At 68.7% G+C, this 18,151-nt stretch carries 17 protein-coding genes; 12 read left to right on the plus strand and 5 right to left on the minus strand.

Annotated features, from left to right (window positions below; translation table 11 throughout):
- Positions 1-3 precede the first annotated feature (3 nt).
- The 4 genes from DOE79_RS20025 (at position 4) to mutM (ending at position 2,603) form a co-directional block, all read left to right on the plus strand.
- Positions 4-576, plus strand: a complete 573-nt coding sequence (locus DOE79_RS20025; protein ID WP_120340004.1) for a YceD family protein — start codon at positions 4-6, stop codon at positions 574-576.
- Between the two features lie 2 nt (positions 577-578).
- Positions 579-782 (plus strand): 50S ribosomal protein L32, encoded by a 204-nt coding sequence (gene rpmF / locus DOE79_RS20030; protein WP_066596228.1) that lies wholly within the window; start codon positions 579-581, stop codon positions 780-782.
- 143 nt (positions 783-925) lie between these two features.
- Positions 926-1,600, plus strand: coding sequence for a ribonuclease III (rnc, locus tag DOE79_RS20035; RefSeq protein WP_120340460.1), 675 nt, complete (start codon positions 926-928; stop codon positions 1,598-1,600).
- Positions 1,601-1,646: 46 nt separating this feature from the next.
- A complete protein-coding gene (gene mutM / locus DOE79_RS20040) occupies positions 1,647-2,603 on the plus strand; it encodes a bifunctional DNA-formamidopyrimidine glycosylase/DNA-(apurinic or apyrimidinic site) lyase (protein WP_120340005.1) in 957 nt (318 codons plus the stop codon).
- A 65-nt stretch (positions 2,604-2,668) separates the two neighbouring features.
- On the opposite strand, the gene DOE79_RS20045 is transcribed toward mutM, so the two are convergent.
- Positions 2,669-3,754: a GNAT family N-acetyltransferase gene (locus DOE79_RS20045; protein ID WP_120340006.1), complete on the minus strand. Its 1,086-nt coding sequence runs from the start codon at positions 3,752-3,754 to the stop codon at positions 2,669-2,671.
- Between the two features lie 159 nt (positions 3,755-3,913).
- Here DOE79_RS20045 and DOE79_RS20050 point away from each other — a divergent pair, with 159 nt between their 5' ends.
- Together DOE79_RS20050 and smc are read left to right on the plus strand one after the other, a co-directional pair.
- Entirely contained in the window at positions 3,914-4,399 is a 486-nt protein-coding gene (locus DOE79_RS20050) for an HTH domain-containing protein (RefSeq protein WP_120340007.1), read from the plus strand.
- 120 nt (positions 4,400-4,519) lie between these two features.
- The gene (gene smc / locus DOE79_RS20055) at positions 4,520-8,116 is read left to right on the plus strand and encodes a chromosome segregation protein SMC (RefSeq protein WP_120340008.1); all 3,597 of its coding nucleotides are present in this window, start codon (positions 4,520-4,522) and stop codon (positions 8,114-8,116) included.
- Between the two features lie 16 nt (positions 8,117-8,132).
- On the opposite strand, the gene DOE79_RS20060 is transcribed toward smc, so the two are convergent.
- Complete coding sequence (locus DOE79_RS20060) at positions 8,133-9,590, minus strand: FAD-binding oxidoreductase (protein WP_120340009.1); 1,458 nt, start codon at positions 9,588-9,590, stop codon at positions 8,133-8,135.
- Between the two features lie 171 nt (positions 9,591-9,761).
- Here DOE79_RS20060 and ftsY point away from each other — a divergent pair, with 171 nt between their 5' ends.
- Together ftsY and DOE79_RS20070 are read left to right on the plus strand one after the other, a co-directional pair.
- The gene (gene ftsY, locus DOE79_RS20065; protein WP_120340010.1) at positions 9,762-10,637 is read left to right on the plus strand and encodes a signal recognition particle-docking protein FtsY; all 876 of its coding nucleotides are present in this window, start codon (positions 9,762-9,764) and stop codon (positions 10,635-10,637) included.
- 8 nt (positions 10,638-10,645) lie between these two features.
- Positions 10,646-11,152 (plus strand): DUF2004 domain-containing protein, encoded by a 507-nt coding sequence (locus DOE79_RS20070; RefSeq protein WP_066596218.1) that lies wholly within the window; start codon positions 10,646-10,648, stop codon positions 11,150-11,152.
- Between the two features lie 78 nt (positions 11,153-11,230).
- Here the strand turns inward: DOE79_RS20070 and DOE79_RS20075 are convergent, their stop codons facing one another.
- Positions 11,231-12,745, minus strand: coding sequence for an MFS transporter (locus DOE79_RS20075; RefSeq protein ID WP_120340011.1), 1,515 nt, complete (start codon positions 12,743-12,745; stop codon positions 11,231-11,233).
- A gap of 48 nt (positions 12,746-12,793) precedes the next feature.
- On the opposite strand from DOE79_RS20075, the gene DOE79_RS20080 reads away from it, so the two are divergent.
- Entirely contained in the window at positions 12,794-13,411 is a 618-nt protein-coding gene (locus DOE79_RS20080) for a TetR family transcriptional regulator (RefSeq protein ID WP_120340012.1), read from the plus strand.
- Between the two features lie 21 nt (positions 13,412-13,432).
- Here the strand turns inward: DOE79_RS20080 and DOE79_RS20085 are convergent, their stop codons facing one another.
- A complete protein-coding gene (locus DOE79_RS20085) occupies positions 13,433-13,744 on the minus strand; it encodes a putative quinol monooxygenase (RefSeq protein ID WP_120340013.1) in 312 nt (103 codons plus the stop codon).
- 101 nt (positions 13,745-13,845) lie between these two features.
- Between DOE79_RS20085 and ffh the strand changes: the two genes are divergently transcribed.
- A complete protein-coding gene (gene ffh, locus DOE79_RS20090) occupies positions 13,846-15,417 on the plus strand; it encodes a signal recognition particle protein (protein ID WP_120340014.1) in 1,572 nt (523 codons plus the stop codon).
- A 48-nt stretch (positions 15,418-15,465) separates the two neighbouring features.
- A complete protein-coding gene (locus DOE79_RS20095; protein WP_120340015.1) occupies positions 15,466-16,254 on the plus strand; it encodes an LLM class F420-dependent oxidoreductase in 789 nt (262 codons plus the stop codon).
- Between the two features lie 11 nt (positions 16,255-16,265).
- On the opposite strand, the gene DOE79_RS20100 is transcribed toward DOE79_RS20095, so the two are convergent.
- Positions 16,266-17,402, minus strand: a complete 1,137-nt coding sequence (locus DOE79_RS20100) for a glutamate--cysteine ligase (RefSeq protein WP_120340461.1) — start codon at positions 17,400-17,402, stop codon at positions 16,266-16,268.
- Positions 17,403-17,733: 331 nt separating this feature from the next.
- Between DOE79_RS20100 and rpsP the strand changes: the two genes are divergently transcribed.
- Positions 17,734-18,150 (plus strand): 30S ribosomal protein S16, encoded by a 417-nt coding sequence (gene rpsP / locus DOE79_RS20105; RefSeq protein ID WP_120340016.1) that lies wholly within the window; start codon positions 17,734-17,736, stop codon positions 18,148-18,150.
- Position 18,151: the final 1 nt, after the last annotated feature.

The following is an 18,151-nucleotide window of genomic DNA, read 5'->3' on the forward strand; positions in this document are numbered from 1 at the left end:
CTTGTGAACAAGTTCAAGAAGACCCCGTACAAGGTTGACGTACGTGACATCATCAACCGCCCGGGAACGCTCTACGAGCGCGACATCGACATCCTTGTGCCCAACGACCTCGGCGAAGCGCTCGTGGCCGTCAAGGCCGGCTCCACCCTGCAGGCCGAGCTGCGCCTCGAATGCATCCACGAAGGCATCCTGGTGACCGCCGATGTGACCGGAAAAGCCGCCGGAGAGTGCGGAAGATGCCTGATTGACATCGAATTGCCTGTCCGAGTTCATTTTGTCGAGCTTTTCGCGTACGATCTAGACGAAGCTTATGAGTGTGCGGTTCAAGATGACCACGTGGATCTTGAACCACTAATCAGGGATGCAGTGGTGTTGTCACTGCCGTTCCAGCCGGTTTGCCGGCGGGATTGCCCAGGTCTCGACCCAGAGACCGGGGAACGGCGTGCCACTTCCCCTGAACTTGAACCGAGTGACGTGCAGGATCCCCGCTGGTCCGCACTATTGGAATTCCAAGCTTCCGAAAGCATCAGCACGGATGAAGACATCCGTGCTGTACCGGATAGAGAAGAGAAGTAGTCATGGCAGTCCCGAAGCGCAAGCAATCACGCTCCAACACCCGTTCACGCCGTTCCTGCTGGAAGGCCGAAGCCCCCACCCTGGTGAAGACCATGGAGAACGGCAAGGTCGTCTACAGCCTCCCGCACCGCGCGAAGGTCGTCACGGATGCCGCCGGAACCGCACTCTTCATGGAGTACAAGGGCCGCAAGGTCGCTGACGTTTAGTCAGAGGATGGTGCGCTGCCGTGTCGAAGTCTGACGCCGGTTCCCGTCACGCCGAATCTCCCGCAGCCCGCGCTGCGGGAGTTTCTGCTGTGCGGGCCGAAGCGGTGACCAAGGGAACGGCCGGGACGACCGACGCCGTGTCGATGTCGGCTCTGCAGGAGATCCTCGGCCTGCAGATCGATCCCGGCCTCCTCGAGCTCGCCCTGACGCACCGTTCGTACGCGTACGAGAACGGTGGCCTCCCCACCAACGAGCGCCTGGAGTTCCTGGGCGACTCGATTCTGGGCCAGGCCGTGACGGTGATGCTGTACCGCAACTACCCCGGACTGAGCGAGGGTGACCTCGCCAAGCGCCGGGCCAGCCTGGTGTCCAGCGCCGCCCTGGCCGGCATTGCCCGAGGCCTCGGCCTCGGCGCTTTCGTGCGCCTGGGGCGTGGGGAGACCCTCACCGGAGGACGCGAGAAGTCGTCGATTCTGGCCGACACCGTCGAGGCCCTTATCGGGGCTGTCTACCTCGACTCGGGCGGAGACCGCGCGACCGAGTTCGTGTTGCGGCTCGTGCAGCCGCTGCTCGCCGACCCCGGCCACTTCGGCGTGTCGATGGACCCGAAGACCAGCCTGCAGGAGGCCGCCGCCCGGCTGAACGCCGGTGTGCCGGTCTACGCCGTCGCCGAGAGCGGGCCGGACCACTCCAAGGTTTTCGTCGCCACGGTGTCCGTCGGCGACAGCGTCAAGGCCACCGGAACCGGGACCAGCAAGAAGCATGCCGAGATGGCCGCGGCCCTCGAGGCCTGGACTCAGTTGCGCGCCCGACGCTGAGCCGGCCGGATGTTTCTGGATGGCGCTGAACGGCGACCGGTGACCCATGCCTGAATTGCCCGAGGTCGAGGTCGTCCGCGCCGGACTCGAGCCGGCCGTCTCCGGCGCCACTGTCACGGGCGTCGAGGTCTTCGACGATCGCTCGCTGCGGCGGCACGATCGCTCGCTGGGCGAGTTCGAGGCGTTGCTGACCGGGTCCAGGCTCCTCGCCGCGGTACGCCGGGGCAAGTTCCTCTGGTTCCCGCTCGCCGGGCGCGCCGGCGGAGCCGACCGTGCCCTCGTGGCGCACCTCGGCATGAGCGGCCAGGTGCTGCTGCGCACCCCGGGCGAAACGGCGGAGAAGCTGCTGCGCATCCGCTTGGCCCTCGAGCACCCGGTGCACGGCGAACTGGCGCTGCACTTCGTGGATCAGCGCATCTTCGGAAGCATGGCCGTCGACACCGTCCTGCCCACCGGCGACCTGCGCCCGGCCGGATACTCAGGACCCGGGCTGGCCCCGGGGCGGGCCCCGGGCGGCGACCGGGTCCCCGCAGGCTGGGAGGCCCTGATTCCCAGCCAGGTGGCGCACATCGGCCGTGACCCCCTCGACCCCGCCTTCTCAGCGCCGGACTTCTACCGCGCGCTGGCCCGCACCCGCTCGGGCATCAAGAGGGTGCTGCTCGACCAACAGGTCGCCAGCGGCATCGGCAACATCTACGCCGACGAAGCCCTGTACGAGGCCCGGGTGCACTTCGACCAGCCGGCCGCGTCTCTGTCCACGTCCACGGCACGCCGGCTTCTCGCGGCGGTGCGCGCCATCCTGCTGCGCGCCCTCGCAGAAGGCGGCACGAGCTTCGACGCCCAGTACGTGAACGTCAACGGCCAGTCCGGCTACTTCTCGCACAGCCTCAACGCCTACGGGCAGCACGGCCGGCCGTGCCCGCGCTGCGGCACCGAGCTCGTGCGCGCCCGGTTCATGAACCGGTCGTCACACTACTGCCCGCGCTGCCAACGCCTGCGCTGATTCACACTGTGCTGACTTCACACTGTGCTGACTTCACACTGTGCTGACTTCACACTGTGCTGACTTCACACTGTGCTGACCCGGCGCCAGGCGCCCTCGTAGCCCAGCGGCACAAAGCCGAGAGCCTCGTTCACGTCGAGCATGTACCGGTTCTCCTCGGCGTTGAACGTGGTCACCATCGTCTGCTCCGGATGCGTCAGCGCCAGCTGCCTCAGATTGGCCGCCTTGAGCAGCATCCCCAGCCGGTGCCCCCGATGCTCCCTGAGCACGAGGGTGTCCTCCTGCTCAACGGCCCGGCGCGGGTCCGCGGGAACGGACAACTCGGTGAATCCGGCCAGCCGGCCGCTGGGGCGGTGCAGGGCAGCGGCCACGAGTGTGGCGCGCGGTCCTGCGGCCGCGGCATCCTGCTCGCTCCGGAGTCGCTCGACGGTCCAGACGTCCTCGGGCTCCTCCAGGCCGGCGCTGGGCGCATCCGTCGACATCCGCGTGTACAGCCGGGCCAGGTCGTCGAGCCAGCGCTCGGGCGTGCGTCCGATCCAGGTCAGCACCGCGTAGTCACCGCCGGCGCGGGCCTGGGCGTCGTCGAGGTGCCGGTTCAGCAGGTGAGGGTCGATCGGAAGCGCCAGCGCGCTTCCGCGCTCGACCTGCTCGAGGGTGTACCCGTGCCGGAGTAGGAAACGCACCTCGGGGTTATCGGCCGGCACCGAGCCGAACCCGGTCGGGGGTGCCAGCCGGGGCCCAGGACCTTCCGGCGACATCGCGTAGACGATCCGGATGCTGCGCCCGGCGGCGTCGGCCAGGCCGTCGAGGCGCGCGGTCAGGGCGCCCCCGATCCCGCGGGTGCGGTGCTGCGGCAGAACCTCCACCGTGAACCAGGCGAACTCGGACTCCGGATCGGCGAGAGTCTCGTAGACGCCCCGTCCCACGATAGCGCCGCCCACCCGGGCCACGAAGAGTCGCCTGGGGGAGTGCTCTGGCGTGAGCCAGGCGGGCCAGAGCTCTTCGGCCGTCTGGTTCAACACGGCCGTTCCGTACGCGTGGGCCTCAACCCTGTTTCGCACCTCGACGGCCGCGGCGAAATCATCCCAACCGGGCCCGGAGATCTCCGATGGAATCGTCAGTTCGTCGATGGTGAATGCCGCGGTCCCCACGGGTCAGAGCCTAGACGGCGGCCGGCCCGCGCGACAGGCCCCCGAACGTCCCTTCCGACACGGTGCGCCCGAAGGTGGGATGAGAGCTAGCCTGTCGTCGTCCGCACCGCGAGGAAACCGCAGCGCGCGGAGACCGCAGTGCGAGAAGGAAGGCCGGCCATGACGTCGCAGATCTACGACACCGCCACTGAACTCAGACGTATCATCGCCGCCGGTCAGATCTCCGAAGACGCTGTGCTGGCCATCACGGGTATCCCGCCGGAGAAGTTGCGGTCGTTCCTGGACGGCGCACGGGCGCAGGCCACTGGACTCAGCACGGAACGGCTGGTGCTCTCGAACGACGAGAGTACGAGACTGACCGTCCTCGCGGCGCAGCTGACCGAGGGTCTGCCGATCGGTGACGACGAACGGCTCCGGGCGGCCCTCGAATCGCTGACGATCGAGTGCCGACTCACGACGGGGAACATCGCCCGGCTGACCGGGCTCGCCATCGACGACGTGGAGAGCGCCCTGCGGGACCCGCGGAGCATTCCGATGGAGACGAAGTATCACCTCGCGAGCAGGGTTGCGTACCTCATCAACGCCGTCACCCGGGCACACGACGGGAAGCCCTGGCCGACCACCCGGACCGGGCAGCCGAAGTAGGGCCGTTCAGCGGGCCGTTCCCAGTAAACGACCGGCAATCCGGTACCGTGGACTGACCGATGCCGTCATGGTCGGCCGTGACGGCCGACCAGCCGGCCGAGGAGAGAAGGGACGGGCGCGTTGTACCTGAAGAGTCTCACCCTCAAGGGCTTCAAGTCGTTCGCCCAGCCCACCACCTTCGCCTTCGAACCGGGTGTCACCTGCGTAGTGGGCCCGAACGGTTCGGGCAAGTCCAATGTCGTCGACGCCCTCGCCTGGGTCATGGGTGAGCAGGGCGTGAAAACCCTGCGCGGCGGCAAGATGGAGGACGTCATCTTTGCCGGGACCTCCACCCGCGGGCCGCTCGGGCGCGCCGAGGTGACCCTGTCGATCGACAACAGCGACGGCGCCCTGCCCATCGAATACGCAGAGGTGACCATCTCGCGCACCCTCTTCCGCAACGGCGGCAGCGAGTACGCCATCAACGGCCGCACCTGCCGTCTCCTCGACGTGCAGGAGCTGCTCAGCGACTCCGGACTCGGCCGGGAGATGCACGTCATAGTGGGCCAAGGCCAGCTGGATGCCGTGCTGCGCGCGAGCCCCGAGGAACGCCGCGGGTTCATCGAGGAGGCCGCCGGAATCCTCAAGCACCGTCGCCGCAAGGAAAAGACCGTACGCAAGCTCGAGGCCATGCAGACCAACCTCACCAGGCTCAGCGACCTCGCCGGGGAGATCCGGCGTCAACTCAAGCCGCTCGGCCAGCAGGCCCAGGTGGCCAGGGAAGCCCAGCAGATCGCCGCCACGGTGCGGGATGCGCGGGCGCGGTTGCTCGCCGACGACGTCGTCACCCTGCGCACCGCTCTGGACGCCCACGGCCGCACCGAGAGCGAGCGGCACTCCGAGCGCATTGTCATCCAGGACCAGCTCGACCACAACCAGGCCCGCATCCGCCGGCTGGAAGAGGCCCAGGTGGGTGACGCCGTCGACGTGGCCAGGCGCACCGCGTTCGCGCTCGAATCCGCCCAGGAGCGGCTGCGCGGGCTGTACTCGCTGGCCAACCAGCGCCTGGCCCTGCTCGGTAGCCAGGCCGAACCGGCCGAGCGAGCCTCGAGCGTCACCCCGCACCGCGTCGCCGAGGCCACGGCCGAGGTGGGACGGCTCGAACGCGGCATCGTCGTCGCCGAGGACACCTGGACCCGGACCCGGGCCGTCACGGCCGCCCTCCGGCGCGACCTCGACGCGCTCGACGACGAGATCTCGGCGCAGTCGGCCCTCGTCTCCCGCCACGACCTCGAGGTCTCGCAGCTGGCCGGACAGGCCGACACCGCCGCCTCGCGGCTCGCCGCGGTGCGCGGCGAGGTGCTGCGCCGGCACGGAGCCCTGTCGGCCGCGCGCGAGCGCCTCGCCGCCGCCCAAGCCGAACTGGCAGGGTTGGATGAGACCGAGCTCGACGATGCCCACGGCGGCGTCCCCGAGGGCCTGCCGGACGGGATCGACCCGGCAGACCTCGACGAGATCGTGGAACAGGCCCAGGCACAGATACTCGAGGCCGGAGCAGAGATCGAGCGCCTGCGCGACCTCCTGCACGGCCACGAACGGGAACGAGACGCCCTCGCAGCCCGCCGGGGCGCCCTGACGTTGGCCCTCGGCCAGAAGGACGGCTCCTCCGCCCTCCTGGCGGCGGATCTCGCGGGTATCGGCGGCCTCGTCGCCGAACTGATGAGCGTGCAACCGGGCTTCGAACGCGCCGTCGCCGCCGCCCTCGGTTCCCTCGCCGACGCCGTGGCCGCCGACGACCGCACAGCGGCCGTTCATGCCGTCGACCACTCCGACCGCCATCACCTCGGCCGGGTCGAATTCGTGCTGACCGGCGCGGGCCCGGCCTCACCGGCTGCCCTGCCGGTCCTGCCGGGCGCGGTGCCGGCCGCGAGCGTTGTCGACGCTCCGCCCGGAGTGCTCGGCCTGCTCGCCCGCACCCTCATCGTCGACGACCTGGCCGCCGCCGCCGCCGCGGCCGACGCCCTGGCCGGCACGGCGTCCGGCGGCCCCGTGACGCTGATCACCCGCGCCGGCGACGTGCTCACCGCGCACTCCCTGCGAGCCGGCACCGGCGCTGCACCGAGCAAGCTCGAGCTCGTCACGGAACGCGACACCGCCGAGAGCCGCCTGGCCGAGGTGACCAGCCAGATCACGATCGTCACCGCTGACCTGGGCGAACAGCGCACCCTGCACGCCGCAGCGAAGGCGCAGGCCTCGGCGGCAGCGGCCCTCGTGCGCGACCGGGACGCCCGCGAGAGCGCCAGGGCCGCACAACGCGGCCGGCTCACCGTGCAGATGGATGCCGCATCCGCCGACCTCGACCGCCTGTCGGCCGCCGCGGAGCTGGCCGCGGCGGGAGTGGCCGAGGCCGAGAGCGCGGCGGCGACCAGCGCGGCCGCGCTGGAGACCCGGCGCTCCCAGCCACGCCCCATCCTGGATGTCAGCGCGCGGGATTCACTCGCTGCCGAACTGGATGCCGCCAAGGAACGTGAGATCGAGGCCCGTCTGCAGGTGGACACGGCCAGGGAACGGGTGCGTAGCGGACACGGACGGGTGGCCGCCCTCACCCGGCAACTCGAAACCGACCGGGCCGAGGCCGACGCCGCCGCGCGCCGGGCGGTTCTGCGGCGCCGACAGGTGGATGCGGCCTCGGCCGTGGCCGACGCGCTGCCCAGGGCGCTGGGCTCCATCGACGCATCCGTCGCCGAGGCCCGGGCGCTCCTCAGCACGGCCGAGGCCGAACGGGCCAGCCAGAACGAGGAACTCGGCTCGTTGCGCCGGGACGAAAGCACCCTGCGCACCCGTCTGCAAGCCATCACCGAGAACGTGCACGGTCTGGAATTGCAGATCTACGAGAAGAAGCTCCAGCTGTCCGCCCTGCTCGAGCGGGCCGCACACGAACTGGGTCTGGTGGAGGACGTCCTGGTCGCCGAGTACGGGCCGGCCCAGCCCGTGCCGGCCACCGCGGCCGGGCGAGCCGACGTGTCACAGCGGGGCGCGTCCGAGGCGGATCCGGGCACGCCGTACGACCGGGACGAACAACAGGCGCGACTCGCGGCGGCCGAACGCAAGTACGCCCGCCTGGGCCGGATCAATCCGCTCGCCCTCGAGGAATTCGCCGCCCTCGAACAGAGGCACCTCTTCCTCACCGAACAGCTCACCGACCTCACCAGGACCCGGGCCGACCTGCTCACGATCATCGACGACATCGACGACAAGATGGGCACCATCTTCTCCAGCGCGTTCGACGACACGCAGGCCGCGTTCGCCGAGGTGTTCCCGATTCTGTTCCCCGGTGGCAGCGGCAGCATCCAGCTCACCGACCCGTCCGACATGCTCACGACGGGCATCGAGGTGTCGGTGAAACCGGCCGGGAAGAAGATCGAGCGCCTCTCGCTGCTCTCCGGCGGGGAGCGGTCCCTGGCCGCGGTCGCGCTGCTCATCGCCATCTTCAAGGCGCGGCCGAGCCCGTTCTACATCATGGACGAGGTTGAGGCGGCGCTCGACGACGCCAACCTGGGCCGCCTGCTGACCATCTTCGAAGACCTCCGGCGCAGCAGCCAGCTCATCGTGATCACCCACCAGAAACGCACCATGGAGATCGCCGACGCCCTGTACGGCGTGTCCATGCGGCAGGACGGCGTGTCGGCGGTCGTGGGACAGCGCGTGGTGCGGGACGACGTCGAGCAGGCCTCCTGAAGGCAGCCTGCTCTGATCAGCGGTCCTCCTCCGGGAGCGGTCGATTGCTGCGGAACAGGTTCTCGGGGTCGACGGTGCGTTTGAGCGCGGCCAGCCGCGTCAGCACGTCGGGTGCGAAGGCGAGGGAGAGATCCTGCCCCGCGGTCAAAAAGCTCGGCACCGTGCGCGGCACACCCACGCCCTGCAGGGTGTCCTCCAACGGTTGGAAGAGCAGGTGCCGATCGGCGGGTGCCGGGATCGGGGCGCCAGGAGGCAGGATGGCCGCCGCGAAGAGCAGATAACCGGTATCCAGGTGCCCGGCCACCCCGTCTTCCCCCACGGTGGGATCGCCGATGAGGCCCCCGAGCGGGCGCAGCTGCAACATGGTCAGACCCGCGTAGCTCGCGGTGCGGAACGCGGCCACCAGGCCCGCCATCGTCGCCGGGTCCAGGTCGGTCACGTTCCTGGACCAGTCCAGCGTGGGGGAAGGGTCCTGGGGCTCGCCGGACACCTCGCCGAGCTGACCGATCGGGAACGGCCGGGTGAGGTCGGCGATCACCGGGGCGATGGTGTGCAGGGGGGCGAGAAGGGCCTGGCCGGCCTCGGCAGATCCGACGAAGACCGCGTCCACCTGGGCGAAGCTGCGGCCGCGCAGAAGTTCGGGCACCTGCTCGATATCGGGCATGTTGATCAGACCGAGCATCAGGCTCAACTCGGGCGGCGCATCCAGCAGGATGTCGGTGGCGGCACCGAACACGACCTCGGCCGACTCTGCGGGAAAGAGGAGCTTGCCGCCGAAGAGGTCGGGGGCGCTGAACAGGTCGATCTCCAGGGCCGTGACCACGCCGAACAGCCCCGCGGCGCCGCGGAGCGCCCAGAGTAACTCGGGGTCGGTGTCGCGGCTGACCCGCCGCAGCACGCCGGTCGCGTCGAGGAGTTCGACCGCCCGGATGGAGTGCGCGGCCAGGCCCTTCCACCGGCTGAACCACGAGTGGCCGCCCGAGAGCAGGTATCCGGCCACGCTCACATCGGGGTTCGAGCCGGCCAGCGCCACGAGCCCGCTGCCGTCGAGCCGGGTGAGCAGGGTTCCCCAGGGCACTCCGGCGCCGACGCGGGCGTACCGGCCCACCACGTTCACCGTGATCTCGTCGAACGCCGTGGTGCGCACGAGGATCTGCCCGGTCAGGGTGCCGGAGGCGCCGTGCCCGCGCGGTTGCACGGTCACTCCGAGCCCGTCCTCTCTGGCGGCGACGATCACCTGCCGCAGATCACGCACCGAGCGGGGCAGGACGACGGCCGCCGGATGCTGGTCGACGGCAAGATTCCAGGCGGCACGGGCGTCGTCCCAGCCGGCGTCGCCGGGCAGCACGATATCGCCGTCGAGCCGACCGGCCAGCGTCGCCAGTGCCGGCGGCGACTCCGCGTCGCCTCGAGCGGTGCCTGAGGGTTCGAACGGGGCCCGGCCGGCCGGCCGGGCGTCGGGAGTGGGGGACATCGGGCATCCTTTCGACGAGGTGTCTCTGGTGCTACCGCTCTGATGGTGTCGCTCTGGTGCTACCGAGAAGATACCCAGCACCGCACCGATACCGCCACCCCCGGCGGTGGTGCGCCGGGACACGACAGCGGCCGGTGCGCGCGGTGGGTCAGCGCCGACTAGCCTTGGACCATGGCAGAACGCACCCCGTGGTCCCTCTCCGGCGCATTGCGCGGAGTGTTCGCGAAGAAGACGATCGACGCAGATACCTGGGACGACCTCGAGGACTCGTTGATCACGGCCGACTTCGGGCCCGATATCACCGACGGCATCGTCGCCGAGTTGCGGGCGAAGGTGTCGCGGTACAACACCACAGACCCCAAGGACCTGCACCGTATGCTGCGGGAAGGCATCGAGGAGCGTCTGTCCAAGCTGGATTCCACCCTCAACCTCAGCGCCCGGCCGGCCGTGGTGCTCGTCGTGGGCGTGAACGGCGTCGGCAAGACCACCACCATCGGCAAGTTCGCCAAATTCCTGCGTGTCTACGACCGCAGTGTTCTCATCGGCGCCGCCGACACCTTCCGGGCCGCGGCCGTCGAGCAGCTCGCCACCTGGGCGGAACGCGCCGGCGCCGAGATCGTGCGCCCGCAGGCGCAGGGCCAGGACCCGGCCTCGGTGGCCTTCCAGACCGTTGAACGGGCCATCAACACGGGCACCGAGATCGTCATCATCGACACCGCCGGCCGGCTGCAGACCAAGGGCGGGCTCATGGACGAGCTCACCAAGATCCGCCGAGTGATCGAGAAGCAGACCCCGATCTCAGAGGTGCTGCTGGTGCTCGACGCCACCACCGGCCAGAACGGCCTGGCTCAGGCAGAGGCGTTCATCGAGCACGCCGGCGTGACCGGACTGGTGCTCACCAAGCTCGACGGCTCCGCCAAGGGCGGCTTCGTGCTCGCCGTGCAGGAGAAGACCGGAATCCCCATCAAACTCGTCGGGCAGGGTGAGGGCATCAACGACCTCACCGGATTCACCCCGCACGTCTTCGCGCAAAAACTCGTCGGATAGGACGCCCCATGACCATCGAACACGACTTCTTCGGAGTACTCGGCAGCGACGACGAGAGCGGTGAGCTGTACTGGTCGGACACGGCCGAGCTGGGCGACCAGAACGTCGACGTGGACGTGAGCTCCCCCGACGAGGAGTCGGTGTCGTCAGAGGCCCTCGACATCGTCGCGGCCATGATCAACGCGCTCGAGGAGCTCGACTCGCAGGCCAGGGAATCCCTCGTGGCCGACCTGAGCGCCGAGGTCTCTGTGACGAGCCAGTTCATCACGGCCCAGTTCGACGAGCTCGACGACGAGGTGCTCGAGGACGCCCTGATCTGGGATTCCGGCGACAAGCAGATCGACTTCCTGCGTTCCATCCAGCTGCAGCGGATCGGGTTCCACCCGCACCACATCGGCGCGGACCAGCACTTCGCCGTGCTCGACTACTCGATCAGCCCGCACGAGACGGATGCGCTGCTCGTCGTCACCCTGGACGTGCATGGGGACACCATCGGCATCGCCGCCGACAGCTGAGCTGTCGCGGAACGAGCGAAGGCCCCCGGAGCGATCCGGGGGCCTTCGTTCGTACGTGCGGCCCGTGAGCCGGGGAGACTAGCCCAGGTGCAGGGCCGGCTCGGTGCCGAGAAGCTCCGAGCGCTGGGGGCGCACCATGAAGAAGGCCACCGGTGCGGCGACGAAAACACCGACGGCCGCCCAGAAGAACGCCGCCTGATAACCGTCGACGAGAGCACCCAGCTGGGCGACGGGAGTACCGTCACCGGCCGCCAGCGAGCTTGCCACTGCCGTCGTGTAGAGCACCGTGAAGACCGCGGAGCCGATGGATCCGCCGATCTGCTGCACGGCGGTGACGGCAGCACTGGCCGCGCCGGCGTCGTGGGCGTCGATACCGGAGAGGGCCACATTCTGCAACGGCACGAAGATCAGTGCGAGGCCTGCGCCCATCAGGATCAGGCCGGGCAGCACCTCGACGGCGTAGCTCCCGCCGACGGTGATGCGGGAGAGGTAGAGCAGGCCTGCGGCGACTACAAGAGGACCCACCGTCATCGGCAGTCGAACGCCAACGCGCGGCAGGAATTTGGAGAGCACCGCGGCGCCGACCATGATCGTGGCCGTCATCGGCAGAGACGCCAACCCGGATTCCAGCGGCGAGAACCCGAGCACGATCTGCAGGTGGAAGGTGAGGAAGAGCAGTCCGCCCAGGAGCGCGGCACCGGTGAGCAGGCCCGTGATGAACGCACCACCGCGCACCTTGTCCGCCAGGATCCGCAACGGCAACAGGGGGTGGTTGGAGCGGCTCTCGACCAGCACGAAGAGGGCGAGAAGGACCACGCCCAGCGGGATGAAGACCAGGACCTGCCAGGCATCCCAGCCGTTTTCGGCCTGAGCGAAGCCGAAGACCAGCGAACCGAGGCCGAGGGCCACGAGAATCGCGCCGGGGACGTCATAGCGAGTGTTGCCGTGCGCCTTGCTCTCCCGGATGATCGGGATGGCTGCGGCGATGGCGACGATCGCGATCGGCACGTTCACCAGTAGGCACCACCGCCAGCTGGCGTATTCGGTCAGAACGCCACCGAGCACCAGTCCCACCGCGGCGCCACCACCGGCGATCGCACCGTAGACCGAGAAGGCCTTGATCCGGTCCTTGCCGCCGGGGAAATTGACGGTGAGCAGCGCCAGCGAGGCCGGGGCGAGGAGGGCGGCGAAGAGGCCCTGCAGACCGCGGGCGGCCAAGAGCTCCCAGGTGCTCTGTGCCATGCCACCGAGGACCGAAGCCACGGCGAAGCCGGCCATGCCGACGATGAAAGAGCGCTTGCGCCCCCAGTAGTCGGCGATGCGGCCGCCCAGAAGCAGCAGGGCGCCGAAGACCAGTGCGTACAGGGTGACGACCCAGGTGCGATCGCCGTCACTCATGCCCAGATCGCTCTGCGCGTGGGGGAGGGCGATGTTGACGATGGTTCCGTCGAGCACGACGGTGAGTTGGGCGAGGGCGACGATCGCCAGAAGCCACCACCGACGGGGGTTGTGACCGGCCGTGTCTCTGGGGTGTTCGGAGGGGGAAGTGGGGGTGGAAACCGGAGATACGCCGGTCGCGCTCGATTCTGACATGCCGAGAACTCTACCAAACGAACTAGTTCGTTTTGCTACGATAAAGAGATGACTTCCGAGATTTCTCCCACGGGCCCATCGGCGAAGGAGCCGGAGCCCACCCGTCAGCGCATCCTCGAGGCAGCCAGAACCGAGTTCGCTGCCTTCGGCCTGGCGGGCGCCCGGATCGATCGCATCGCGCGCAACGCCGCAGCGAGCAAGGAACGGCTGTACGCCTATTACCGCCACAAAGCGGAGCTGTTCAGCGCGGTCCTCGAGCTCAACCTGGGCGAGTTCGCTGCGGCGATGGCCGGGGCCGGGGGAACCCTGCCCGAGTTCGCGGGGGCGCTGTACGACCACTCGGTTGCGCATCCGGAGCACCTGCGGATGATCGACTGGGCGCGGCTGGAGCGACAGGACGTCGTGGATCCGTCCTGGGCCCTCATGGACCGCTTCCACGCGGAGCAGCTCCGCGGGATCGTGGCCCTGCAGCGGGCCGGCACCGTGGATTCGTCGTGGGACCCTGAGCACGTGTCCGCGCTCATCTTCGGGATCGTGACGTGCTGGAACCACGAGCCGGCCGAGGCATTGGCCACGCCGCCCGTGGTGAACGCGAGCACGATCGCAACCCGGCGGGCCACGGTGGTGCGCGCTGTGGAGCGTCTGATGATCCCTGAGGCCGGGTGAACGGCGCCTACTGAACGGCGTCTACTGAACGGTGCCCTTGACAGGGTCACCCAGCGGAACGTTCTCGAGCACGCTCACCACGCTGGGGCCGGTGACATGGTCGGCCAGGAGCGCGTTGAGCTGGCCGATCGGCGCTCCCGCTGCGTGCGCGGCGAGGTCCTCCTTGGTCGTCCAACGCTCGATCATGACCACGGTCTCTGCGTCGTGATGCAGCGCGTAGAGCTCGCACCCGGCCTCGTCGTGCACCCGGGGGGAGACGAGGGCGAACGCATCCACCACATTCTGGCGGTGCCCGTCGAGCGGGGTGATCACGGCGACGACGACAACTGGCATGGCTGCTCCCTGTTTCGGTGGAGCCTCCACCGTACGCGCCCCGGCACGGATTCCCGCCAGTGAGAGCGGGAGCCCCCGGAGCCGGTTAAACTAAGACCACAATGGCTACTTTTGGAAACCTCTCAGATCGCCTCGCCGAGACGTTTAAAAATCTCCGCACCAAGGGCAAGCTCAGCGCTGCGGATGTCGACGGCACCGTCCGCGAGATCCGTCGCGCCCTCCTCGACGCCGACGTGGCGCTCGAGGTGGTCAAGGACTTCACCGGGAAGGTGCGCGAGCGCGCCCTCGGCGACGAGGTCAGCAAGGCCCTGAACCCGGCCCAGCAGGTCGTGCAGATCGTCAATGAGGAACTCATCGAGATCCTCGGCGGCCAGCAGCGTCGTCTGGAGTTCGCGAAGAAGCCGCCGACCATCATCATGCTCGCGGGCCTCCAGGGTGCCGGCAAGACCACCCTGGCGGGCAAGCTCGCCAAGTGGCTGGCCAAGGACGGCCACACGCCGATCCTGGTGGCGGCCGACCTCCAACGCCCCAACGCCGTCACCCAGCTCGAGGTCGTCGGAGCGCAGGCCGGCGTGCCCGTCTACGCGCCCGAGCCCGGCAACGGCGTGGGCAACCCGGTCAAGGTGGCCAAGGACGGCGTCAAGTACGCCCAGCAGAAGCTGCACGATGTGGTCATCGTCGACACCGCAGGGCGTCTCGGCGTCGACGCCGAGATGATGAAGCAGGCCGCGGACATCCGCAAGGCCATCGACCCCGACGAGGTGCTCTTCGTCATCGACGCCATGATCGGACAGGACGCGGTGGCCACGGCCCGCGCCTTCCAGGACGGCGTCGACTTCACCGGCGTGGTGCTCTCCAAGCTCGACGGTGACGCCCGCGGTGGCGCGGCACTGTCGGTGGCGTCCATCACCGGCCGCCCGATCATGTTCGCGTCCACGGGCGAGAGCCTGGACGACTTCGAGCCATTCCACCCCGACCGCATGGCCAGCCGCATCCTCGACCTCGGTGACATCCTCACCCTCATCGAGCAGGCACAGGGCGCATTCGACGAGGAGGAAGCCCGCAAGATCGCGGAGAAGTTCTCCACCGACACCTTCACCCTCGACGACTTCCTCGGCCAGATGCAGCAGCTGCGCAACATGGGCTCGATCAAGAAGATGATGGGCATGCTGCCCGGCGCCGGCGCCATGAAGCAGCAGCTGGACAACTTCGACGAGCGCGAGATCGTGCGCACCGAGGCGATCATCCAGTCGATGACCAAGGCCGAGCGCGTCACGCCGAAGCTGCTCAACGGGTCCCGTCGCCTGCGCATCGCGCGGGGTTCCGGCTCCAGCGTGACCGAGGTCAACCAGCTCGTGCAGCGGTTCGAACAGGCCGCGAAGATGATGAAGACTGTCGCCAAGGGCGGCATGCCCAACATCCCCGGCATGGGTCCGGTGCCCGGGGGCATGGGCGGCAAGCGCCCGCAGGTGCAGCAGAAGAAGAAGGGCTCGAAGTCGGGCAACCCGGCCAAGCGTGCGGCAGAGAACGCCGCTCTGGCCTCGGGCGAGAAGCTCGGTGGCGCCCCGGCGGGCGGCGGTTCCGGCTTCGGTCTCGGCAATGGTGCGAAGGCTCCGGCCGGTGGACCATCGGCCGAGGAGATGGCGGCCCTGCAGAAGATGCTCGGCCGGTAGCGGCTATCGCACGCGGGCGCGGGCGGGCGAGGGGATTAGGATTCTCCAATGACCTCTCCCCAGCCCCGCCCCGTGCGCCTCGGCGTGCAGATCGCCCCTCAGCACGCCGACTACACGTCGATCCGGAACACCGTTGCCGCCGTCGAGGCGCTCGGCGTGGACATCGCCTTCAACTGGGACCACTTCTACCCGTTGTCCGGTGACCCCGCTGGGAAGCACTTCGAGTCCTGGACGCTGCTCGCCGCGTGGGCGGAGCAGACCAGCGTCATCGAGATGGGCGCGCTGGTCAACTGCAACAGCTACCGCAACGCCGACCTCCAGGCCGACATGGCGCGCACCATCGACCACATCAGCGGCGGCCGGTTCATCTTCGGCACCGGCTCAGGCTGGTTCGAGCGTGACTACGACGAGTACGGCTACGACTTCGGCACTGTAGGCAGCCGCCTGGACGCCCTGGCCGCGAACCTGCCCCGCATCGAAGAGCGCTGGGGCAAGCTGAACCCGGCACCCGTGCGCGACATCCCCGTGCTCATCGGCGGAGGCGGCGAGAAGAAGACCCTGCGCATCGTGGCGCAGCACGCCGACATCTGGCACTCGTTCTCCACGCCCGACGTGCTCACCCACAAGCTCGGGGTGCTCGGCAGCTGGTGCGACACCGTGGGCCGAGACATCGGCGAGATCGAGATCTCGACGGAGCTCCGCGGCAAGACCGCCGCGGAGGCCGACGAGCTGCACGCCCTGGGCACCACCCTGTTCACCCTCGGCATCTCCGGCCCGGACTACGACCTCGCCCCGGTCGAGGACTGGCTGGCTTGGCGAGACGCCAAAAACGCCTGACCTCCGTCGGGCTACGGGACGAGTCCCTCGCGCAACTCGCGGCTGAGGGAGGCGACAACGGCGGGCAGGCTGCCGTTGTGCGTTGCGGCCACGGCGAGCTGCCGCTGGTAGCTCGCACCGTGGTCGAGGATCAGGTGCAGCTGCTGCAGTTCCGGCAGGCAGCCCAGGCGTTCGGCAGTGGGGGAGAGCACCTCGACGAGGCGGCGGACCTCGTCGGTGACCATCCGCTGGGAGCCGTTGGAGCCCACGATGATCTCGGCGGCGAGCCCGTACCGGGCAGCGCGCCACTTGTTCTCCCGCACGAACCACGGTTGCATCGTGGGAACCGGCCGGCCCGCGTCGATCTCGCTCGACATCCACTCGACCAGGCACTGGATGAGCGCGGCGATGGCGCCGAGTTCCTCGACCGTGGACACCCCGTCGCAGGCGCGCACCTCGATGGTGCCCCAGCGCGGCGACGGACGGATGTCCCAGCGCACCTCGGTGGCGTCCTCGATGATCCCGGTCAGCGTGAGGTCGTGCACATACGCCTCCCACGCGGCCCAGTCCTCGAGCCGCCACGGCAGCCCCGCGGTGGGCAGCTGCTGGAACATCTGCGCCCGGTTGGAGGCATAGCCGGTGTTCACCCCGGCCCAGAACGGGCTCGACGCGCTGAGCGCCTGCAGGTGCGGCACGAAGGTGAGCAGGCCGTTGAGGATGGGGATGACCTTGTCGCGGTCCTCGATGCCCACGTGCACGTGGATGCCCCAGATCATCATGTTGCGCCCCCACCACTGAGTGCGGTCGATGAGCTTGTGGTAGCGCTCCTTATCGGTGACCTGCTGGTCGAACCACTGGCCGAACGGATGCGAACCGCTGCAGATCGGGTCGACACCGCGCGGGTCCGTGATGGCACGCACCTCGGCAACCTGGCCGGCGACGTCGGCGACGGCGCCGGCCACCGTCTGGTGCACCCCGGAGACGAGCTCCACTGTGTTCAGGAGCAGTTCCCCGGTGATGTGCGGGTGCGGGGCGCCATCCGGGCCCCGCAGCGCCTCGAGGACCTCGTCGGCGATCGACACGAGGTCGCCCGTCTCACGGTCGACGAGGGCCAGTTCCCACTCGATACCGACTGTCGAGCGTTCGGAGCGGGCGAAGTCGATGCGCACGGGTTCGCCGCCCACGGGGTCGCCGTCCACGGTCTGGCTGCTCACGGTGCTTTCCTTCACGTTCCGAGCCCCCGAGCGGGGCGATGTGGCACAATCCTGACAGCTAATAGCTGCGCCCGCCGTGCGCCGCGCTGCAGAACGTCATCTGCCGCAGTGGCCCTGGTGGAACTCGATTATCACAAAGTGGTCGATGTCTGACACAATGATTAGTCGAGTTCCGTTGCGCCCGACCCTCTAATCCGGCGCAGCACGAACCTTATTGAGCTTGTGCCGAGTGTGCCCCCACGCTCACGGCTGTCAGTTCGCCAAACATCTAAATCACAGGAGAATTGTGGCTGTCAAAATCCGTCTGAAGCGCATGGGCAAGATTCGTGCGCCGTACTACCGCATCGTTGTCGCCGACTCGCGCACCAAGCGCGATGGTCGTGTCATCGAAGAGATCGGCATCTACCACCCCACGCAGGAGCCCTCGGTCATCGAGGTCAAGTCCGAGCGTGCCCAGTACTGGCTCTCCGTCGGCGCACAGCCGACCGAGCAGGTCGCGGCACTGCTCAAGCTGACCGGCGACTGGGGAATCTTCAAGGGCGACAAGAACGCCGTCTCCACCGTCAAGATCAAGGAGCCCAAGGTTCCCTTCGTCGCCGACGAGAAGAAGAAGCCGGTTCTCAAGCCGAAGGCCGAGAAGCCCGCGGCCAAGGTCGAGACCGAAGACGTTGCCGCCCCGGCAACCGAAGAGGACAAGGCGTAAT

This window comes from Cryobacterium soli (assembly GCF_003611035.1).
GTDB classification, from domain to species: domain Bacteria; phylum Actinomycetota; class Actinomycetes; order Actinomycetales; family Microbacteriaceae; genus Cryobacterium; species Cryobacterium soli.